Raw genomic sequence first — 15,656 nt, 5'->3', positions numbered from 1 at the left:
ACACGCTGCCCGCGTCAGGTCGTACGGCGCCTGCGCGCCCCCGGCCTGCGCTCGCTCGGCCGCGTCACCGGATCGCCGGCCTCCAGCGCCGCCTCGCGGCGACGCGTCCCGAAGGCGGCCAGCGCCTCCGCGAGCTTGTGCACCGACGGCTCCGGCGACAGCACGTCGACCCGCAGCCCGTGCTCCTCCGCCGTCTTGGCCGTCGCCGGCCCGATACAGGCGATGACGGTGACGTTGTGCGGCTTGCCCGCGATACCGACCAGGTTCCGCACGGTCGACGAGGACGTGAAGAGCACGGCGTCGAAGCCGCCGCCCTTGATCGCCTCACGCGTGTCCGCCGGCGGCGGCGACGCCCGGACCGTGCGGTAGGCGGTCACGTCGTCGACCTCCCACCCGAGCTCGATCAGGCCCGCGACCAGCGTCTCCGTCGCGATGTCCGCCCGCGGCAGGAAGACGCGGTCGATCGGGTCGAAGACCGGGTCGTAGGGCGGCCAGTCCTCCAGGAGGCCCGCCGCCGACTGCTCGCCGCTCGGCACCAGGTCCGGCTTCACACCGAAGTCGACCAGCGCGGCGGCCGTCTGCTCGCCCACCGCCGCGACCTTGATCCCGGCGAAGGCCCGGGCGTCGAGCCCGTACTCCTCGAACTTCTCCCGCACCGCCTTCACCGCGTTGACCGACGTGAAGGCGATCCACTCGTAGCGGCCGGTCACCAGACCCTTGACCGCACGCTCCATCTGCTGCGGCGTCCGCGGCGGCTCGACGGCGATCGTCGGCACCTCGTGCGGCACGGCACCGTAGCTGCGCAGCTGGTCGGAGAGCGACGCGGCCTGCTCCTTGGTACGCGGCACGAGCACCCGCCACCCGAAGAGGGGCTTCGACTCGAACCACGCCAGCTGGTCGCGCTGCGCCGGGGCACTACGCTCGCCGACCACGGCTATGACGGGCCGGTGCCCCTCGGGAGAGGGCAGCACCTTCCCCTGCTTGAAGACCTGGGCGATCGTGCCGAGCGTCGCGGTCCAGGTCCGCTGCCGGGTCGTCGTGCCGCCGATGGTCACGGTGAGCGGGGTGTCCGGCTTACGGCCTGCCGCCACCAGCTCTCCGGCCGCCGCCGCCACCGCGTCCAGCGAGGTGGACACGACGACGGTGCCGTCCGAGGCGCCGACCTCGCTCCAGCAGCGGTCGTCGGCGGTACGGGCGTCCACGAAGCGCACGTCGGTGCCCTGCGCGTCCCGCAGCGGGACACCGGCGTACGCGGGTACGCCCACCGCCGTGGCCACGCCGGGCACGACCTCGAAGGGGATGCCCTCGGCGGCGCAGGCGAGCATCTCCTGACCTGCGTTTCCGTCGAGGCCGGGGTCGCCGGTCACCGCGCGGACGACCCGCTTGCCGCCCCGCGCAGCCTCCATGACAAGATTGGTTGCGTCCCTCAACACGGGGACCCCGGCGGCTGTTGACGCCTCGTCAACAACCGTCAGCTCAGGCGTGCTCACGCCTGTGCGCGCATGGCAGCGGACGACCTCGAGAACCTCCGGTTCGGCGATCAGGACGTCCGCGCCGGACAGGGCCTCGACGGCCCTGAGCGTCAGCAGTCCGGGGTCGCCGGGTCCGGCACCGAGGAAGGTGACGCTCCCATGGCCGGGAAAGGCCGAGGACACGGGGCTGGTGGTGGGGCTGGTGGGGCTCAAAGTGCTCGCTCCCCCATAAGACCGGCCGCACCCTTGGCGAGCATCTCGTCCGCGAGTTCGCGTCCGAGCGCCATCGCCTCGTCGTGCGACGCGGGTACGGGACCGGTGGTGGACAGCTGCACCAGCGTCGAGCCGTCGGTGGTGCCGACGACGCCGCGCAGGCGCATCTCGGTGACAATCTGCCCGCGGCCGGAAACCTCGGCCAGCAGGTCGGCCAGCGCACCCACGGGTGCGGAGCAGCCGGCCTCCAGAGCGGCGAGCAGGGATCGCTCGGCGGTCACGGCGGCCCGGGTGTGCGGGTCGTCGAGCTCGCCGAGCAGGGCGACGAGACCGGCGTCGACCGCCGGGCACTCGATCGCCAGCGCCCCCTGGCCGGGGGCGGGCAGGACGGAGTCGACCGACAGGAAGTCGAGCGACAGGGAGCCGGTGAGCTCCTCCGTACCGCCGATGCGGTTGAGTCCGGCCGCGGCGAGAACCACCGCGTCCAGCTCGCCCTTGTGCACGTATCCGACGCGGGTGTCGATGTTCCCGCGGATCGGCACGGTCTCGATGGTCAGCCCGTGGCTGCGCGCGTAGGCGTTCAGCTGGGCCGTGCGCCGCGGCGAACCGGTGCCGATCCGGGCGCCCTCCGGCAGCCGGTCGAGCGTCAGTCCCGCACGGGCGATCAGCACGTCGCGCGGGTCCTCGCGCCGCGGGATCGCGGCGAGGACCAGCTCGGGGTGCTGCGCGGTCGGCAGGTCCTTCAGGGAGTGGACGGCGAAGTCCACCTCGCCGGCCAGGAGCGCGTCGCGCAGGGCGGCGACGAACACACCGGTGCCGCCGATCTGCGCGAGGTGCTCCCGGGAGGTGTCCCCGTACGTCGTGATCTCCACGAGCTCGACGGGCCGGCCGGTCAGCTGCCGGACGGCGTCGGCCACCTGCCCGGACTGGGCCATGGCGAGCTTGCTGCGCCTGGTCCCGAGCCTCAGTGCCCTCTCGGTCATACTCGCCCTCGGTTCTTGACGTCGGCGTCATTCAGGTCGGCCCGGGAGACGGAGGCGACCGTCTCCGGGTCGAGGTCGAAGAGTGTCCGCAGCGCGTCCGCGTACCCGGCACCGCCGGGCTCGCTGGCCAGCTGCTTGACCCGCACGGTCGGCGCGTGCAGGAGCTTGTCGACCACGCGGCGCACGGTCTGGGTGATCTCGGCGCGCTGCCTGTCGTCGAGGTCGGGCAGCCGGCCCTCCAGCCGGGCGACCTCGCCCGCGACGACGTCGGCGGCCATGGTGCGCAGGGCGACCACGGTCGGGGTGATGTGCGCGGCGCGCTGGGCGGCGCCGAAGGCGGCCACCTCGTCGGAGACGATGGCGCGGACCTGGTCCACGTCGGCCGCCATCGGCGCGTCGGCGGAGGCCTCGGCCAGCGACTCGATGTCGACGAGCCGGACGCCCGGCATGCGGTGCACGGCCGCGTCGATGTCCCGGGGCATGGCCAGGTCGAGCAGCGCCAGCGGGGCGGTACGCCCGCGCATCGCCGACTCGACGGCCTCGGCGGTCAGGACCAGCCCGGTCGCCCCGGTGCAGGAGACCACGATGTCGGCACGTGTCAGTTCGTCGCCGACGGCAACCATCTCCGCCGCGCGCGCGGCCACGCCCGGGCCACCGGGCTCGGTGAGGATCTGCACGAGGCGCTCGGCACGGGACCCGGTGCGGTTGGCGACGACGATCTCGGCGACCCCGGCCCTCGCGAGCGTCGCGGCGGCCAGCGAGGACATCGAGCCGGCGCCGATGACCAGCGCCTTCTTGCCCTTGACCCAGGTGTCGACGTCCGCGCCCGCGGCGAGCTGCTCCAGGCCGAAGGTGACGAGCGACTGCCCGGCACGGTCGATCCCGGTCTCGCTGTGGGCCCGCTTGCCGACCCGCAAGGCCTGCTGGAACAGGTCGTTCAGGAGCCGCCCGGCGGTGTGCAGCTCCTGGCCGAGCGCGAGGGCGTCCTTGATCTGGGCGAGGACCTGGCCCTCGCCGACGACCATGGAGTCCAGGCCGCAGGCCACCGAGAAGAGGTGGTGGACGGCCCGGTCCTCGTAGTGCACGTACAGGTACGGGGTCAGCTCTTCGAGCCCGACGCCGCTGTGCTGCGCGAGGAGCGTGGACAGCTCGGCGACGCCCGCGTGGAACTTGTCCACGTCGGCGTAGAGCTCGATGCGGTTGCAGGTGGCCAGGACCGCGCCCTCGGCGGCCGGTTCGGCGGCGAGGGTGTCCTGCAGCAGCTTGGCCTGGGTGTCCGCGGGGAGCGAGGCCCGCTCCAGGACGCTGACCGGTGCGCTGCGGTGGCTGAGACCGACGACGAGGAGACTCATGCCGGCATCACGGCGGGGATGTCCCCGTCGGGTCCCTTGCGGCCGGCCGACGCGGCCCCGCCACGCGCCGCGGGAGGCGCGGCGCTCTCGGTGCCGCCCCCTTCCTCGCCGGCCTTGCGCTGCTCGTGGAAGGCGAGGATCTGCAGCTCGATGGAGAGGTCGACCTTGCGCACGTCCACGCCGTCGGGCACGGAGAGCACGGTCGGGGCGAAGTTCAGGATGGAGGTGACACCGGCGGCCACGAGCCGGTCGCAGACCGGCTGGGCGGCGCCCGCCGGGGTCGCGATGACGCCGATGGAGACGCCGTTGTCCTCGATGATCTTCTCGAGGTCGTCGCTGTGCTGCACGGGCATTCCGGCGACCGGCTTGCCGGCCATGGCGGGGTCGGCGTCGATCAGCGCGGCGACGCGGAAGCCACGGGAGGCGAACCCGCCGTAGTTGGCGAGCGCGGCGCCCAGGTTGCCGATGCCGACGATGACGACGGGCCAGTCCTGCGTCAGGCCGAGCTCGCGGGAGATCTGGTAGACGAGGTACTCGACGTCGTAGCCGACACCGCGCGTGCCGTACGAGCCGAGGTAGCTGAAGTCCTTGCGCAGCTTCGCGGAGTTGACCCCCGCGGCGGCTGCGAGCTCCTCGGAGGAGACCGTGGGTACGGAGCGCTCCGACAGTGCGGTGAGCGCACGCAGATACAGCGGAAGCCGGGCGACGGTGGCCTCGGGAATTCCTCGGCTGCGGGTCGCCGGTCGGTGAGTTCGGCCAGTTGCCACGGTGCTCCTGCGGGATGAGCGGGGCTTTAGGCGGCCATACGTCCCAGGACCGCCCCGTCGAATGCAGGCTATGTCTTTGTGAACGCGTGCACAAAGATGGTGTCCGTTTTGTCCGCCCAAAGTGACCGGGGTCACGCGGCTGGTTCGCTTCGGTACGGAACCACGAAGCCTGTCACCCCGTTGAGAATCCGAAGCGGGCAAAACCGCACACTCTCCTCACGACCACGCTCCCGAAAGCCGACAGAACGTCCACGATGACAACCCTGTTCCGGTCACCCGCCCAGTTCACGCCGAAGCCGTCCGGCGTCCACCCGCCAGAAGGTGTGCTGCTCGCCGTCGACCAGGACCACCGGGATCTGCTCCCAGTAGGCCCGGTGGAGCTCCTCGTCCTGGGTGATGTCCTTCTCCTCCCAGCGCGCTCCGGTCTCGGCGCAGACCGCCTCGACGACGACGCGGGCGTCGTCACAGAGATGACAACCCGGTTTCCCGATCAGCGTCACGGTCCGCTCCGCGGCCGGGACGGGAACGGGGGAGCCGTCCTTCTTCTTCGTCCGTCCAAACATGCCGTCCATTCTGCGCCGCGAATCCGCCGTCGCGCCCCACGCGTCGGCGCCACGCCCGGGCGAATGCGCGCCTGCTCTGTCCAGCTTGCTCCTCAGCCGTCCGTTTAACAGGAGAGTCGCGGAGTGTTCACGCCCTGGCATCCCCACCGGTCGGGAAGTCCCGAACAGACTGGCTATGCTCACGACATGGCCGCTCTGGGATGGCTCACCCCCCGTAGGCGCTCCGCCACCGCGCGCAGCGTTCTGGCAGGCGAGGCCGCTGCAGAGGCAGCGCGCAAGACCTCGCTCCAACTGGAGCGCGAGCGGGAAGGGGCCGCGGCCGAGGCCGCCGGCACCGCCGGGGGGAAGCCCGCGGAGCCGGAGTTCCCGGTCGTCGGCGACTCGCTGGCCGCCGCCTTCTTCGACCTCGACAACACCGTGATGCAGGGCGCCGCGATCTTCCACTTCGGCCGCGGCCTGTACAAGCGGAAGTTCTTCCAGCGCCGCGAACTGGCCCGCTTCGCCTGGCAGCAGGCGTGGTTCCGGCTCGCCGGCGTCGAGGACCCCGAGCACATGCAGGACGCCCGCGACAGCGCGCTGTCCATCGTCCAGGGCCACCGGGTCGCCGAACTGATGTCGATCGGCGAGGAGATCTACGACGAGTACATGGCCGACCGGATCTGGCCCGGCACCCGCGCGCTCGCGCAGGCCCACCTGGACGCCGGCCAGAAGGTCTGGCTGGTGACGGCGGCCCCCGTCGAGACCGCCACGATCATCGCCCGCCGGCTCGGCCTGACCGGCGCGCTCGGCACCGTCGCCGAGTCGGTCGACGGCGTCTACACGGGCAGGCTGGTCGGCGAGCCGCTGCACGGCCCGGCGAAGGCGGAGGCGGTGCGCGCGCTGGCGGCCGCCGAAGGACTCGACCTCGCCCGCTGCGCGGCCTACAGCGACTCGCACAACGACATCCCGATGCTCTCGCTGGTCGGGCACCCGTACGCCATCAACCCGGACACCAAGCTGCGCAAGCACGCGAGGGACCGGGAGTGGCGGCTGCGCGACTACCGGACGGGCCGCAAGGCGGCCAAGGTCGGCATCCCCGCCGCGGCGGGCGTCGGCGCGCTGGCCGGGGGGACGGCCGCCGCGGTGGCCCTGCACCGCCGCCGCCGCTGACCCTTCCCCCCGGAAACGTCACCCCCCGGGCGGCCGGCGCCCCGCGCCCCGCCGCCGTTCGCGGGCGCGCCCTGCCGATACGTTTCGGCTGAGATCGACTCCGACAATCCGGGATCCGCTCCGCTCACCCGTACGTGGTCGAACAGCTCCGCACAGGGCGACGGGGAGCCATTCGCGGCTCCCTACCCCGCAGCGGGCCCGATCACTCGCCCACCCTCCACATGAGCACAACAGAGCGTGCGCGCAGTCACACTCGGAAGCGAAACGATCAACAACCGGTCACCAAGTGCTACTTGTTTCGCCTTCAAGCGGTAACAGATGCGACGTAATCGATGATTTGAGCAACTGGGTGTAGCGCTGCCTGTACGAAGCGTTATTCTCCTCAGACGCACAACGGACCCCCCACGTCGCCACGACGAGTGAACGGTCCCGCACTGCACGTGATGGAAGCTCTGCCTCTGGGAGTCCCGTGTACCCACACGTCGGGGTTGACGCCTCGGGCCTGGCTACGCTGCGCGCAACGGTCCTCGACCACTTGCGCGGCTTCGTCCCCACCGCGTACGCCGTCCCTGTCCCCGCCTTTGCCTTCGCCGCACCGGCACCTGTCGGTCCCTGCTATGCCCTGGCCGACGGCGGTGCCGCCGTCGGAAGACGCGGCAGCCGCGGCTCCGGCGGAACCTCGACCGCCGCCCGCCGCCCCAGCGCCGACAGCGACAGCGCGCGCATGATGGACCTGGTCGAACGCGCCCAGGCCGGCGAGGCCGAGGCCTTCGGCCGCCTGTACGACCAGTACAGCGACACCGTCTACCGCTACATCTACTACCGCGTCGGCGGGAAGGCGACGGCGGAGGACCTCACCAGTGAGACGTTCCTGCGCGCCCTGCGCCGGATCTCCACCTTCACCTGGCAAGGCCGCGACTTCGGCGCCTGGCTGGTCACCATCGCCCGCAACCTGGTCGCCGACCACTTCAAGTCCAGCCGGTTCCGGCTGGAGGTGACCACGGGCGAGATGCTCGACGCCAACGAGGTCGAACGCAGCCCGGAGGACTCCGTCCTGGAGTCCCTCTCCAACGCCGCCCTCCTCGAAGCGGTCCGCCGGCTCAACCCGCAGCAGCAGGAGTGCGTGACCCTGCGCTTCCTGCAGGGCCTCTCGGTCGCCGAGACGGCCCGGGTCATGGGCAAGAACGAGGGTGCGATCAAGACCCTCCAGTACCGGGCCGTGCGCACACTCGCGCGCCTGCTCCCGGACGACGCCCGCTGACCGCTTCGCGCCCCCCACACGCGCCCCTTCACCCCCCACCGCGCCCTCGCGCCACCCCTCCCCCCACATCCCCACGACCCCCGTCCAACTCACAGTCGGTGACGCCTCGATGACGCACTGGTCCGATCATCTTTCGCGCGTAACCCAAGTGCCGCGCCGCTCGTTGTGCGGAATGCAGGCTCCCTGTGGTCACGCCATGCCCGCAGCCACTCACTCTTTCGTGTGGATGTGTTCAAGGTGTGCAACCTTCCGGACACCCCGGGGAGTCGACCGTCATGACGAGAGGAGGTGCCGCCAGTGATCGCGAACGTATCGGCGCACCGGCGGGCGAACGCCTTCGCCCAGGCCTGGGAAGACCGGACGTCCGAGGACGCGGCGGCCGAACAGCCCGAACCCTCGGCCGAACCGGCCGATCAGGGGAGGCTGCTGGCCTTGGCGAACGGTCTCGGCGAACTGCCGCGACCCCAGATGGACCCCGAGGTCAAGGTGGTGCAACGGGCCCAGCTCGTCGCCGCCATGGAGGCGATGCTCGCGGAGGGCACCGCGGCCGCGGGCCCTACGGTGCCGGAGCAGCGGACGTCGAGCGGACGGGGGACCCACCGGGCCTCCCCGCTCCGCAAACTGCGCCCCCGCTCCCGTTGGTCGAAGGGCATCGCCGCGGGCGGGCTCACGGTCGGTGTGGCCGCGGGCGCTTTCAGCGGTGTGGCCGCTGCCAGCTCCGACGCCCTCCCCGGTGACTCGCTCTACGGGCTGAAGCGCGGCATGGAGGACATCAAGCTCGGGATGGCGGACGACGACGCCGACCGGGGCGGGATCTACCTGGACCAGGCTTCGACCCGGCTCAGCGAGGCCCGCAGACTGATGGAACGCGGACGCTCGGGCGATCTCGACCACGAGTCGCTCGCCGAGATCCGACGCGTCCTGGGCGGCATGAAGCACGACGCCTCCGAGGGCCGCCGGCTGCTCCGCCAGGCGTACCAGAAGGACGGCGCCATCGCCCCGATGGCCCGGCTGAACTCCTTCGCCCAGGCCCACCGCGACACCTGGAACGGCCTGCGCACCCGCCTGCCCGTCCAGCTCGCGGACGTCGGCAAGGAGGTGAACGACGTCTTCGTCGCCATAGACGAGGATGTCGAGCCCCTCCAGGGGATGCTCCCGCGCACCCTGGACAAGGGCGTCGCCGGCACCAACGACCCCGGCACCGCCGAGGACTCCCCGGGCTCGCGGACCCAGCACCCGCCGTCCTCTCCCGCGGCACCCTCCTCGGGTGCCGGCAGTACCCGCCCCCAGCCTTCGGGTTCGGACTCGGGTTCCGGCTCCCCCGAGGGCGACGGCCTGCTGGGCGGCAGCACGGGTGGCCTGCTCAACCCCTCGCCGACGGGCACGCCCACCAGCCCCTCGGGCAACCAGTCGCCACCGCCGGTACCGGACGTGACGATCCCGCCGCTGCTGCCCGGCCTGCTCCCGGGCCTGGGCATCGACAGCGACGACGCCCACTGACGCGGACACACGACGGGGGCGCCTCCCACCCGGAGGCGCCCCCGCTCCGCGGCACGCACGTCAGAAGAAGACCGACCGCCGCTGCACGAGCAGCTTGTAGAGCGTGTGCTGGATCTGCTCCCGCACCTGGTCGGTCAGGTTGAACATCAGCATGGGGTCCTCGACCGACTCCGGCGGATAGCCGTCCGTCTCGATCGGCTCGCCGAACTGGATCGTCCACTTCGTCGGCAGCGGCACCGCGCCGAGCGGTCCCAGCCACGGGAAGGTCGGCGTGATCGGGAAGTAGGGGATGCCGAGCACCCGCGCCAGCGTCTTGGCGTTCCCGATCATCGGGTAGATCTCCTCGGCACCCACGATCGAGCAGGGCACGATCGGCACCCCGGCGCGCAGCGCCGTCGAGACGAACCCGCCCCGGCCGAACCGCTGCAGCTTGTAGCGCTCGCCGAACGGCTTGCCGATGCCCTTGAAACCCTCCGGCATCACGCCCACGATCTCGCCGGCCCGCAGCAGCCGCTCCGCGTCCTCCGCACACGCCAGGGTGTGTCCGGCCTTGCGGGCGAGCTCGTTGACCACCGGCAGCATGAAGACGAGATCGGCCGCCAGCAGCCGCAGGTGACGCCCGGCAGGGTGGTTGTCGTGGACGGCGACCTGCATCATCAGCCCGTCCAGCGGCAGCACCCCGGAGTGGTTGGCGACGACCAGGGCCCCGCCCTTCGCCGGGATGTTCTCGATGCCCTTCACTTCCACCCGGAAGTACTTCTCGTACAGCGGCCGGACCAGCGACATCAGGACCTGGTCGGTGAGCTCCTCGTCGTAGCCGAACTCGTCGACTTCGTACTCACCCGTCACCCGCCGCCGCAGGAACGCCAGACCGCCGGCGAGCCGCCGCTCCCAGCCGTCCCCGCGCCCGGCACGCCCCGAGGGGGCCTCCACGGGCTCCTGGGGCGGTGCGGCGTCCTCAGGCGGCGCCGAGGGCGCCCGCGGAGCCTCCTCGGGCCCCTGCTGCCCCGGGAGGGCACGCACGGCCGCCTCCCGGCCGGCCCGGGTGGGCCGCCGCCGCGCCCGCGAGCGGTCGTCGTCGAACGGAATGACCTTGGCGTCCGCCATGGTTACGTGGGCTCCTTAGTCGCCGCTCTCAACACTTTCGACAGGGGAATGCGCCAGCCGGGCCGCGACCCGGTCCACCGCACCCGCCAGCCGCTCCGGCGGCAGCAGCCCCGGCCCGCGGCCGGCCACGAAGTCCGCGAACGTCTCGGCGGTGGTGAACCGGGGTGTGAACCCGAGTGTCTCGCGCATCTGGACGGTGGACACGACCCTGCCGTGCGTGAGGAGCCGGATCTGCTCGGGCGCGAAGTCGGTGACGCCGACCGTGCGCAACGCCGAGCCGACCCAGGTCACCGCCGGCAGCAGCACCGGCACCGTCGGCCTCCCCAGGCGCCGGGCGCACTGCGAGAGCAGCAGCACTCCGTCACCGGCGATGTTGAAGGTGCCGCTGTTCAGCGTCGCCCGCCGGGGTTCCTTCGCGCCCAGCTGGAGCACCTCGATGACGTCGTCCTCGTGGACGAACTGCAGCCGGGGGTCGTAACCGAGGACGGTCGGCATCACGGGCAGCGACAGGTACTCGCCCAGCGGGGAGTCCACCCGCGGCCCGAGGATGTTCGCGAACCTGAGCACGCACACCGCCACGTCCGGACGGCGCCGCGCGAACCCGCGCACATACCCCTCGACCTCGACGGCGTCCTTGGCGAAGCCGCCGCTCGGCAGCGACTTGGCCGGGGTCGTCTCGGTGAAGACGGCCGGATCGCGCGGGGCGGAGCCGTAGACGCTCGTACTGGACTTGATCACCAGCCGCTTGATCCGCGGCGACTTCTGGCAGGCCCCGAGCAGCTGCATCGTGCCGATGACGTTGGTCTCCTTGACCGACGTACGGCCCCCGGTGCCCAGCGCCGTGCCGGTGACGTCCATGTGGACGACCGTGTCCACGTCGTGCTCGGCGAGCACCCTGGCGATGGCGGGCTGCCGGATGTCCGCCCGGACGAAGTCCGCGCCACCGAGGTCGTGGGCCGGGGCGACCGCGTCCACGGCGACCACCCGGTCCACCTCCGGGTCCCGCTGCACACGCCGGACGAAACGGCCTCCGAGATGCCGCGCCGCACCGGTGACGAGCACGACCTTGCCCAAGATCAGCGCCTTCCGTCGGTCTCTCCCCCGACACTCCCGGGGGGCCTGTGCGCCACCGTAGCGCCTTGTTGTTGCCCTGTGATGACCGCCGTGGGCAACCGGGTGGAACGCGACCGGAAAAGGCGACCGGCGGGCCGGGCGGGAAGGCGTCCGGCGGGCCTGTCCGAAAAAGCGGCGTGGCCCCCCACCGAGAACGGTGAGGGGCCACGCCCGACGCACAATGCCGTCGTTCCGCCGTCGCTTACTTCTTGTTGCGACGCTGAACGCGGGTGCGCTTGAGCAGCTTGCGGTGCTTCTTCTTGGCCATCCGCTTGCGCCGCTTCTTGATAACAGAGCCCACGACTACCCTCGCTCACTTCTTCTTCACTGGTGCGGGGCGTCTGGGCCCACACGACCTACGTCGGCCTAGCCTACCGGCCCGAGCGCCGAGCTTGTAATCCGAGGGGACGAGACTCCCGGCCGCGCGCTCGCTACGCGGTCTCCACCCCCACGAATGACTCCCTCAGGTACTCGTGAACCGCCTGTTCCGGGACCCGGAAGGACCTTCCCACCCGGATCGCCGGCAGATGACCACTGTGCACCAGTCGGTACACCGTCATCTTCGACACTCGCATCACCGCGGCGACTTCCGCCACGGTCAGAAACTTGACCTCGTTGAGAGGCCGATCGCCAGCAGCCATGACCCACCTGTACCTTCCGCACACGACGCCCACCGGCTTCCCCTCCGGTGACCCTGCGTCGCTGTGCGCTCACGCTCCAGACTAGGGGCGGGTGGTACGAGTGGGGAAGAGGAGCAGCCATCGGCCGTTTACCGTGACAGACTCGCTCGATTGAGTACATAGCGAGTCAGCGGGCGGTAGTAGTCGGCCCGGACCGCGTCATCAAGCGGAACGGCGACGGACACCTGCCCCTCCGCCTCCCCGACGAACAGCGCCGGATCGTCGGTGTCGGCCAGACCCATCGCCTCGAAACCCAGCTGACCTGCCCCGCAGACCCAGCCGTGGTCCCCGATCACCAGCGCCGGCAGCGGCCTGCCCTCCCGCACGGCCCCCTCCAGGGCGGCCCGAACCGGCAGCGGCGAGTGCGAGTGCGCCCCCGGTTCACGCCCGGCGCCCGGCAGCCGGGGTTCTCGCACCAACGCGACGCCCCGTACGTAGTCGAGGATGTACGTGCGTAGACCGAACCGGGTCGTTATGTCGACACATCGCCCCTGCGCCGGGGTGAGGACAGGACATCCCGCCGCCGACAAAGCGTCTGCGAGCGCTGCGTAGAAGCCGAGCAACCGGTGCGGATGACCCGTCCCGAGCAGCACCGGAGCCCGGATCGCCGCCGCCTCCCCCAGCCGCGCGGCGAACGCGTCCAACGCGCTCAACGTCCGCTCCGGATCGATGACATCGGGCCCCGAACGGTGCGCGGGGTCCCCCGAGACACCGCACCTGTCGGCCATCAGCCGTAACAACTCCGCCTCACCCCAACCCCAGTCGGGGTCGAGCCCCAGCATCACCCGCGGATCCCGCGCGGCGAAGAGCCGGTAACTCCGCAGGCTCGCCTCCCGAGACGTCGCCACCGTCCCCGCCAACCCCGCCGCCAACAGATGCGCCCGCAACGCCCCGGTACTCAGCACCCTCTCGATGCTGCCCGAGCACGGCCGCCGCCGGGCCAAAAGGGCTCCGGGAACGCACAGTTGGCGTAATCACGCGGGTGGCGCGCACCGGCTCCGGGCACCCCGCAGCACGGCCGGCCGCCGGCCCGGGGCGGGCGCCCTACGCCAGCAGGCCGCGCAGCGGGAACACCGACCGCCGGGTCGCGAGCACCGCCTGGTCCAGCCGGTCCGCCGGGTCGTACCCCTCGTCCCAGCCACGCCGGGCCACCGGCCACCGGCCGTCGGTCATCCGCGCCGGCCCCCGCTGCCCCGTCCGCGCGTACGCCTCGTCCCGCCACGACGACGGGATCACCGACTCGGGATCGACCGGGGCGTGCGCCGCGATCCCCACCAGGTGCGTCCACGACCGCGGGACGACGTCCACGACCGCGTACCCGCCGCCGCCCAGCGCCAGCCACCTCCCGCCGTCCACATGGGCGTGCGCCAGCTCGTGACACGCCTCCTGCACCTCCCGCTGGGCGTCCAGCGACACCGCCAGGTGCGCCAGCGGATCCTCGACGTGCGTGTCGGCACCGTGCTGTGTCACCAGCACCTGCGGCCGGAAGTCCGCCAGCAGCTCCGGCACCACGGCGTGGAAGGCCCGCAGCCAGCCCGCGTCGCCCGTGCCCGCCGGCAGCGCCACGTTCACCGCGGAACCCTCACCGGCGCCCGACGCCCCCGTCTCCTCGGGCCAGCCCGTCTGCGGGAACAGCGTCCGCGGGTGCTCGTGCAGCGAGATGGTCAGGACCCGCGGGTCCTCCCAGAACGCCGCCTGGACCCCGTCCCCGTGGTGGACGTCCACGTCCACGTACGCCACCCGCTCCGCGCCGAGCTCCAGCAGCCGGGCGATCGCCAGCGACGCGTCGTTGTAGATGCAGAACCCGGAGGCGCTTCCCGGCATCGCGTGGTGCAGCCCGCCCGCGAAGTTCACCGCGTGGGCCGCGTCGCCGCGCCACAGGGCCTCCGCGGCACCCACCGACTGACCGGCGATCAGCGCCGACACCTCGTGCATCCCGGCGAAGGCAGGGTCGTCCACGGTCCCCAGGCCGTACGAGAGGTCGGCCGTCCTCGGATCGGCCGAGGCGGCCCGCACCGCGGCCACGTAGTCCTCGCGGTGCACCAGCCGCAGCGTCGAGGCGCCGGCCGGCTTGGCCGCCACCACGTCCACGGCGCGGTCCAGCCCGTACGCCCGCACCAACCCCATGGTCAGCGCGAGCCGGACCGGATCCATCGGATGCTCGGACCCGAAGTCGTACCCCGTGACAGCTTCATCCCACATCAACAGTGCGCGGCCGCTCATGCCCGCCACCGTATCGGGCCGGTTGAGAACCGAACGACGTGGCGTACGCCACCGTGACCAGCACCAGGACCATCGGCACGATCATCGCCCCCCGGTAGCTCCACGCGTCGCCGAGCGCACCGACCAACGGCGATCCGATCAGGAAGCCCACGTAGTTGAAGACGTTGAGCCGGGCGACGGCCGCGTCGCTCGCCCCCGGGAAGAGCCGGCCCGCCGCCGCGAACGTCTGCGGCACGATCACGCTCAGCCCGAGCCCGAGGACGGTGAACCCGGCCATCCCGGCCCACGGCCCCGGCGCCGCCGCGACGGCGGCGAAGCCGAGTGCCGCCAGAACGGCCCCACAGCGCACCACGGTCACCGCACCGAGCCGCCGCACCCCGAAGTCCCCCACGGCCCGCCCGAGGAGCGTGGTGACCATGTAGGCGTTGTACGGCACCGTCGCGAGCTCCTCCGAGCCGCCCAGCACGTCCTGGAGGTACTTGGCGCTCCAGTTGGAGACGGTCGAGTCGCCGATGTAGGCGAAGGTCATGACCAGACACAGCGGCAGCAGGAGCTTGAAGGCGACACCGCCGGCCGCCCCGGTGCCCTCGGCGGGGGACTCCGCCGCGGCCTTCCCCGCGTGCCCCGCCACGTACCAGCGGCTGCCGATCAGCGCGGCCGGCAGCACCACGGCCACCACCGGGAGGTACGAGACGAACAGCGCCAGGTCGTAGTGCGCCCCCACCCAGGCGAGCGAGGCACCGGCGATCCCGCCCAGGCTGTACGCGGCGTGGAAGCCGAGCATGATGCTCCGCCCGTACGCCCGCTGGAGGCTCACCCCGAGCATGTTCATCGACGCGTCCAGCGCGCCGACCGCCAGCCCGAACGCTCCCAGCGCGACGGCCGCCTGCCACAACTCGGAGCCGGCGCCGACGGCCAGCAGGGCCAGGAGGACGACCGGCTGAGCCCACCGCAGGACCACCCCGGGCCCGACCCGGGCCACGACCTTCTCGGTGAGCACGCTGGCCACTCCGGCCAGGATCGGCACGGCGGCCAGGAACGCCGGCAGCAGTGCGTCCGATATCCCGTACCGGTCCTGGATCGCCGGTATCCGGGTCACCAGCAGCGCAAAGGTCACCCCCTGCACGAAGAAGCTGACCGCCAGAGCTCCCCGCCCACGCCTCAACCGCGCATCCGTCATGGCGGCACAGCGTAGGTCCCGGGCTTACCCATGGGTAGATGGATCACGTACCCAAATTCGCCACGGCGCTCGGCCGGATCCTGGCGGGCGGGG

General features: G+C 72.0%; 15 protein-coding genes. 3 read left to right on the top strand and 12 right to left on the bottom strand.

Annotated elements, in window-relative coordinates:
* Positions 1–14: 14 nt before the first annotated feature.
* The 5 genes from ACE1OA_RS19535 to ACE1OA_RS19515 form a co-directional block, all read right to left on the bottom strand.
* Positions 15–1,685 carry a uroporphyrinogen-III synthase gene (locus ACE1OA_RS19535; protein ID WP_356602662.1) on the bottom strand — a complete coding sequence of 557 codons (1,671 nt, stop codon included), beginning with the start codon at positions 1,683–1,685 and terminating at the stop codon, positions 15–17.
* Positions 1,682–2,668, bottom strand: a complete 987-nt coding sequence (gene hemC / locus ACE1OA_RS19530) for a hydroxymethylbilane synthase (protein ID WP_356602660.1) — start codon at positions 2,666–2,668, stop codon at positions 1,682–1,684. Before hemC ends, ACE1OA_RS19535 begins: the two co-directional genes overlap by 4 nt.
* A complete protein-coding gene (locus tag ACE1OA_RS19525; protein ID WP_356602658.1) occupies positions 2,665–4,020 on the bottom strand; it encodes a glutamyl-tRNA reductase in 1,356 nt (451 codons plus the stop codon). The genes hemC and ACE1OA_RS19525 overlap by 4 nt, the downstream gene beginning before the upstream one ends.
* Positions 4,017–4,787: a redox-sensing transcriptional repressor Rex gene (locus ACE1OA_RS19520; protein ID WP_356602656.1), complete on the bottom strand. Its 771-nt coding sequence runs from the start codon at positions 4,785–4,787 to the stop codon at positions 4,017–4,019. The genes ACE1OA_RS19525 and ACE1OA_RS19520 overlap by 4 nt, the downstream gene beginning before the upstream one ends.
* 272 nt (positions 4,788–5,059) lie before the next feature.
* On the bottom strand, positions 5,060–5,359 hold the full coding sequence (locus ACE1OA_RS19515; RefSeq protein ID WP_432753130.1) for a glutaredoxin family protein: 300 nt from the start codon (positions 5,357–5,359) through the stop codon (positions 5,060–5,062).
* Between the two features lie 177 nt (positions 5,360–5,536).
* Between ACE1OA_RS19515 and ACE1OA_RS19510 the strand changes: the two genes are divergently transcribed.
* From ACE1OA_RS19510 to ACE1OA_RS19500, 3 genes are all read left to right on the top strand, one after another.
* Positions 5,537–6,499 carry an HAD family hydrolase gene (locus ACE1OA_RS19510; protein ID WP_356774938.1) on the top strand — a complete coding sequence of 321 codons (963 nt, stop codon included), beginning with the start codon at positions 5,537–5,539 and terminating at the stop codon, positions 6,497–6,499.
* A gap of 469 nt (positions 6,500–6,968) precedes the next feature.
* On the top strand, positions 6,969–7,760 hold the full coding sequence (locus ACE1OA_RS19505) for an ECF subfamily RNA polymerase sigma factor, BldN family (protein WP_147979094.1): 792 nt from the start codon (positions 6,969–6,971) through the stop codon (positions 7,758–7,760).
* Positions 7,761–8,057: 297 nt separating this feature from the next.
* Positions 8,058–9,260, top strand: coding sequence for a DUF5667 domain-containing protein (locus ACE1OA_RS19500; protein ID WP_386544493.1), 1,203 nt, complete (start codon positions 8,058–8,060; stop codon positions 9,258–9,260).
* A 60-nt stretch (positions 9,261–9,320) separates the two neighbouring features.
* Here ACE1OA_RS19500 and ACE1OA_RS19495 read toward each other — a convergent pair whose 3' ends face one another.
* The 7 genes from ACE1OA_RS19495 to ACE1OA_RS19465 all read right to left on the bottom strand — a co-directional run bounded on the left by ACE1OA_RS19495 (position 9,321) and on the right by ACE1OA_RS19465 (position 15,563).
* Positions 9,321–10,367 (bottom strand): lysophospholipid acyltransferase family protein, encoded by a 1,047-nt coding sequence (locus tag ACE1OA_RS19495; protein WP_356774942.1) that lies wholly within the window; start codon positions 10,365–10,367, stop codon positions 9,321–9,323.
* 15 nt (positions 10,368–10,382) lie between these two features.
* Positions 10,383–11,441: an NAD-dependent epimerase/dehydratase family protein gene (locus ACE1OA_RS19490; protein WP_356602645.1), complete on the bottom strand. Its 1,059-nt coding sequence runs from the start codon at positions 11,439–11,441 to the stop codon at positions 10,383–10,385.
* Positions 11,442–11,682: 241 nt separating this feature from the next.
* A complete protein-coding gene (locus ACE1OA_RS19485; RefSeq protein ID WP_003948845.1) occupies positions 11,683–11,781 on the bottom strand; it encodes a 30S ribosomal protein bS22 in 99 nt (32 codons plus the stop codon).
* Positions 11,782–11,911: 130 nt separating this feature from the next.
* Positions 11,912–12,121, bottom strand: a complete 210-nt coding sequence (locus ACE1OA_RS19480; RefSeq protein ID WP_187282723.1) for a helix-turn-helix domain-containing protein — start codon at positions 12,119–12,121, stop codon at positions 11,912–11,914.
* Positions 12,122–12,249: 128 nt separating this feature from the next.
* Entirely contained in the window at positions 12,250–13,065 is an 816-nt protein-coding gene (locus ACE1OA_RS19475; protein WP_356602643.1) for a phosphatase, read from the bottom strand.
* Between the two features lie 139 nt (positions 13,066–13,204).
* Positions 13,205–14,383, bottom strand: a complete 1,179-nt coding sequence (locus ACE1OA_RS19470; RefSeq protein WP_356774946.1) for an acetoin utilization protein AcuC — start codon at positions 14,381–14,383, stop codon at positions 13,205–13,207.
* The gene (locus tag ACE1OA_RS19465; protein WP_356602639.1) at positions 14,352–15,563 is read right to left on the bottom strand and encodes an MFS transporter; all 1,212 of its coding nucleotides are present in this window, start codon (positions 15,561–15,563) and stop codon (positions 14,352–14,354) included. The genes ACE1OA_RS19470 and ACE1OA_RS19465 overlap by 32 nt, the downstream gene beginning before the upstream one ends.
* Between the last annotated feature and the right edge of the window lie 93 nt (positions 15,564–15,656).

Source organism: Streptomyces sp. JL2001, from assembly GCF_050917515.1.
Lineage (GTDB): Bacteria > Actinomycetota > Actinomycetes > Streptomycetales > Streptomycetaceae > Streptomyces.
The sequence above is the reverse complement of the archived record's forward strand: the minus strand, read 5'-3'. Positions and strand labels throughout refer to the sequence as shown.

Excerpts from the sequence above, each read along its gene's own strand:
- ACE1OA_RS19480 (WP_187282723.1), bottom strand. The coding sequence starts at position 12,121 with ATGGCTGCTGGCGATCGGCCTCTCAACGAGGTCAAGTTTCTGACCGTG.
- ACE1OA_RS19525 (WP_356602658.1), bottom strand. The coding sequence starts at position 4,020 with ATGAGTCTCCTCGTCGTCGGTCTCAGCCACCGCAGCGCACCGGTCAGC.
- ACE1OA_RS19495 (WP_356774942.1), bottom strand. The coding sequence starts at position 10,367 with ATGGCGGACGCCAAGGTCATTCCGTTCGACGACGACCGCTCGCGGGCG.
- ACE1OA_RS19515 (WP_432753130.1), bottom strand. The coding sequence starts at position 5,359 with ATGGACGGCATGTTTGGACGGACGAAGAAGAAGGACGGCTCCCCCGTT.
- ACE1OA_RS19510 (WP_356774938.1), top strand. The coding sequence starts at position 5,537 with ATGGCCGCTCTGGGATGGCTCACCCCCCGTAGGCGCTCCGCCACCGCG.
- ACE1OA_RS19465 (WP_356602639.1), bottom strand. The coding sequence starts at position 15,563 with ATGACGGATGCGCGGTTGAGGCGTGGGCGGGGAGCTCTGGCGGTCAGC.
- hemC (WP_356602660.1), bottom strand. The coding sequence starts at position 2,668 with ATGACCGAGAGGGCACTGAGGCTCGGGACCAGGCGCAGCAAGCTCGCC.
- ACE1OA_RS19470 (WP_356774946.1), bottom strand. The coding sequence starts at position 14,383 with ATGAGCGGCCGCGCACTGTTGATGTGGGATGAAGCTGTCACGGGGTAC.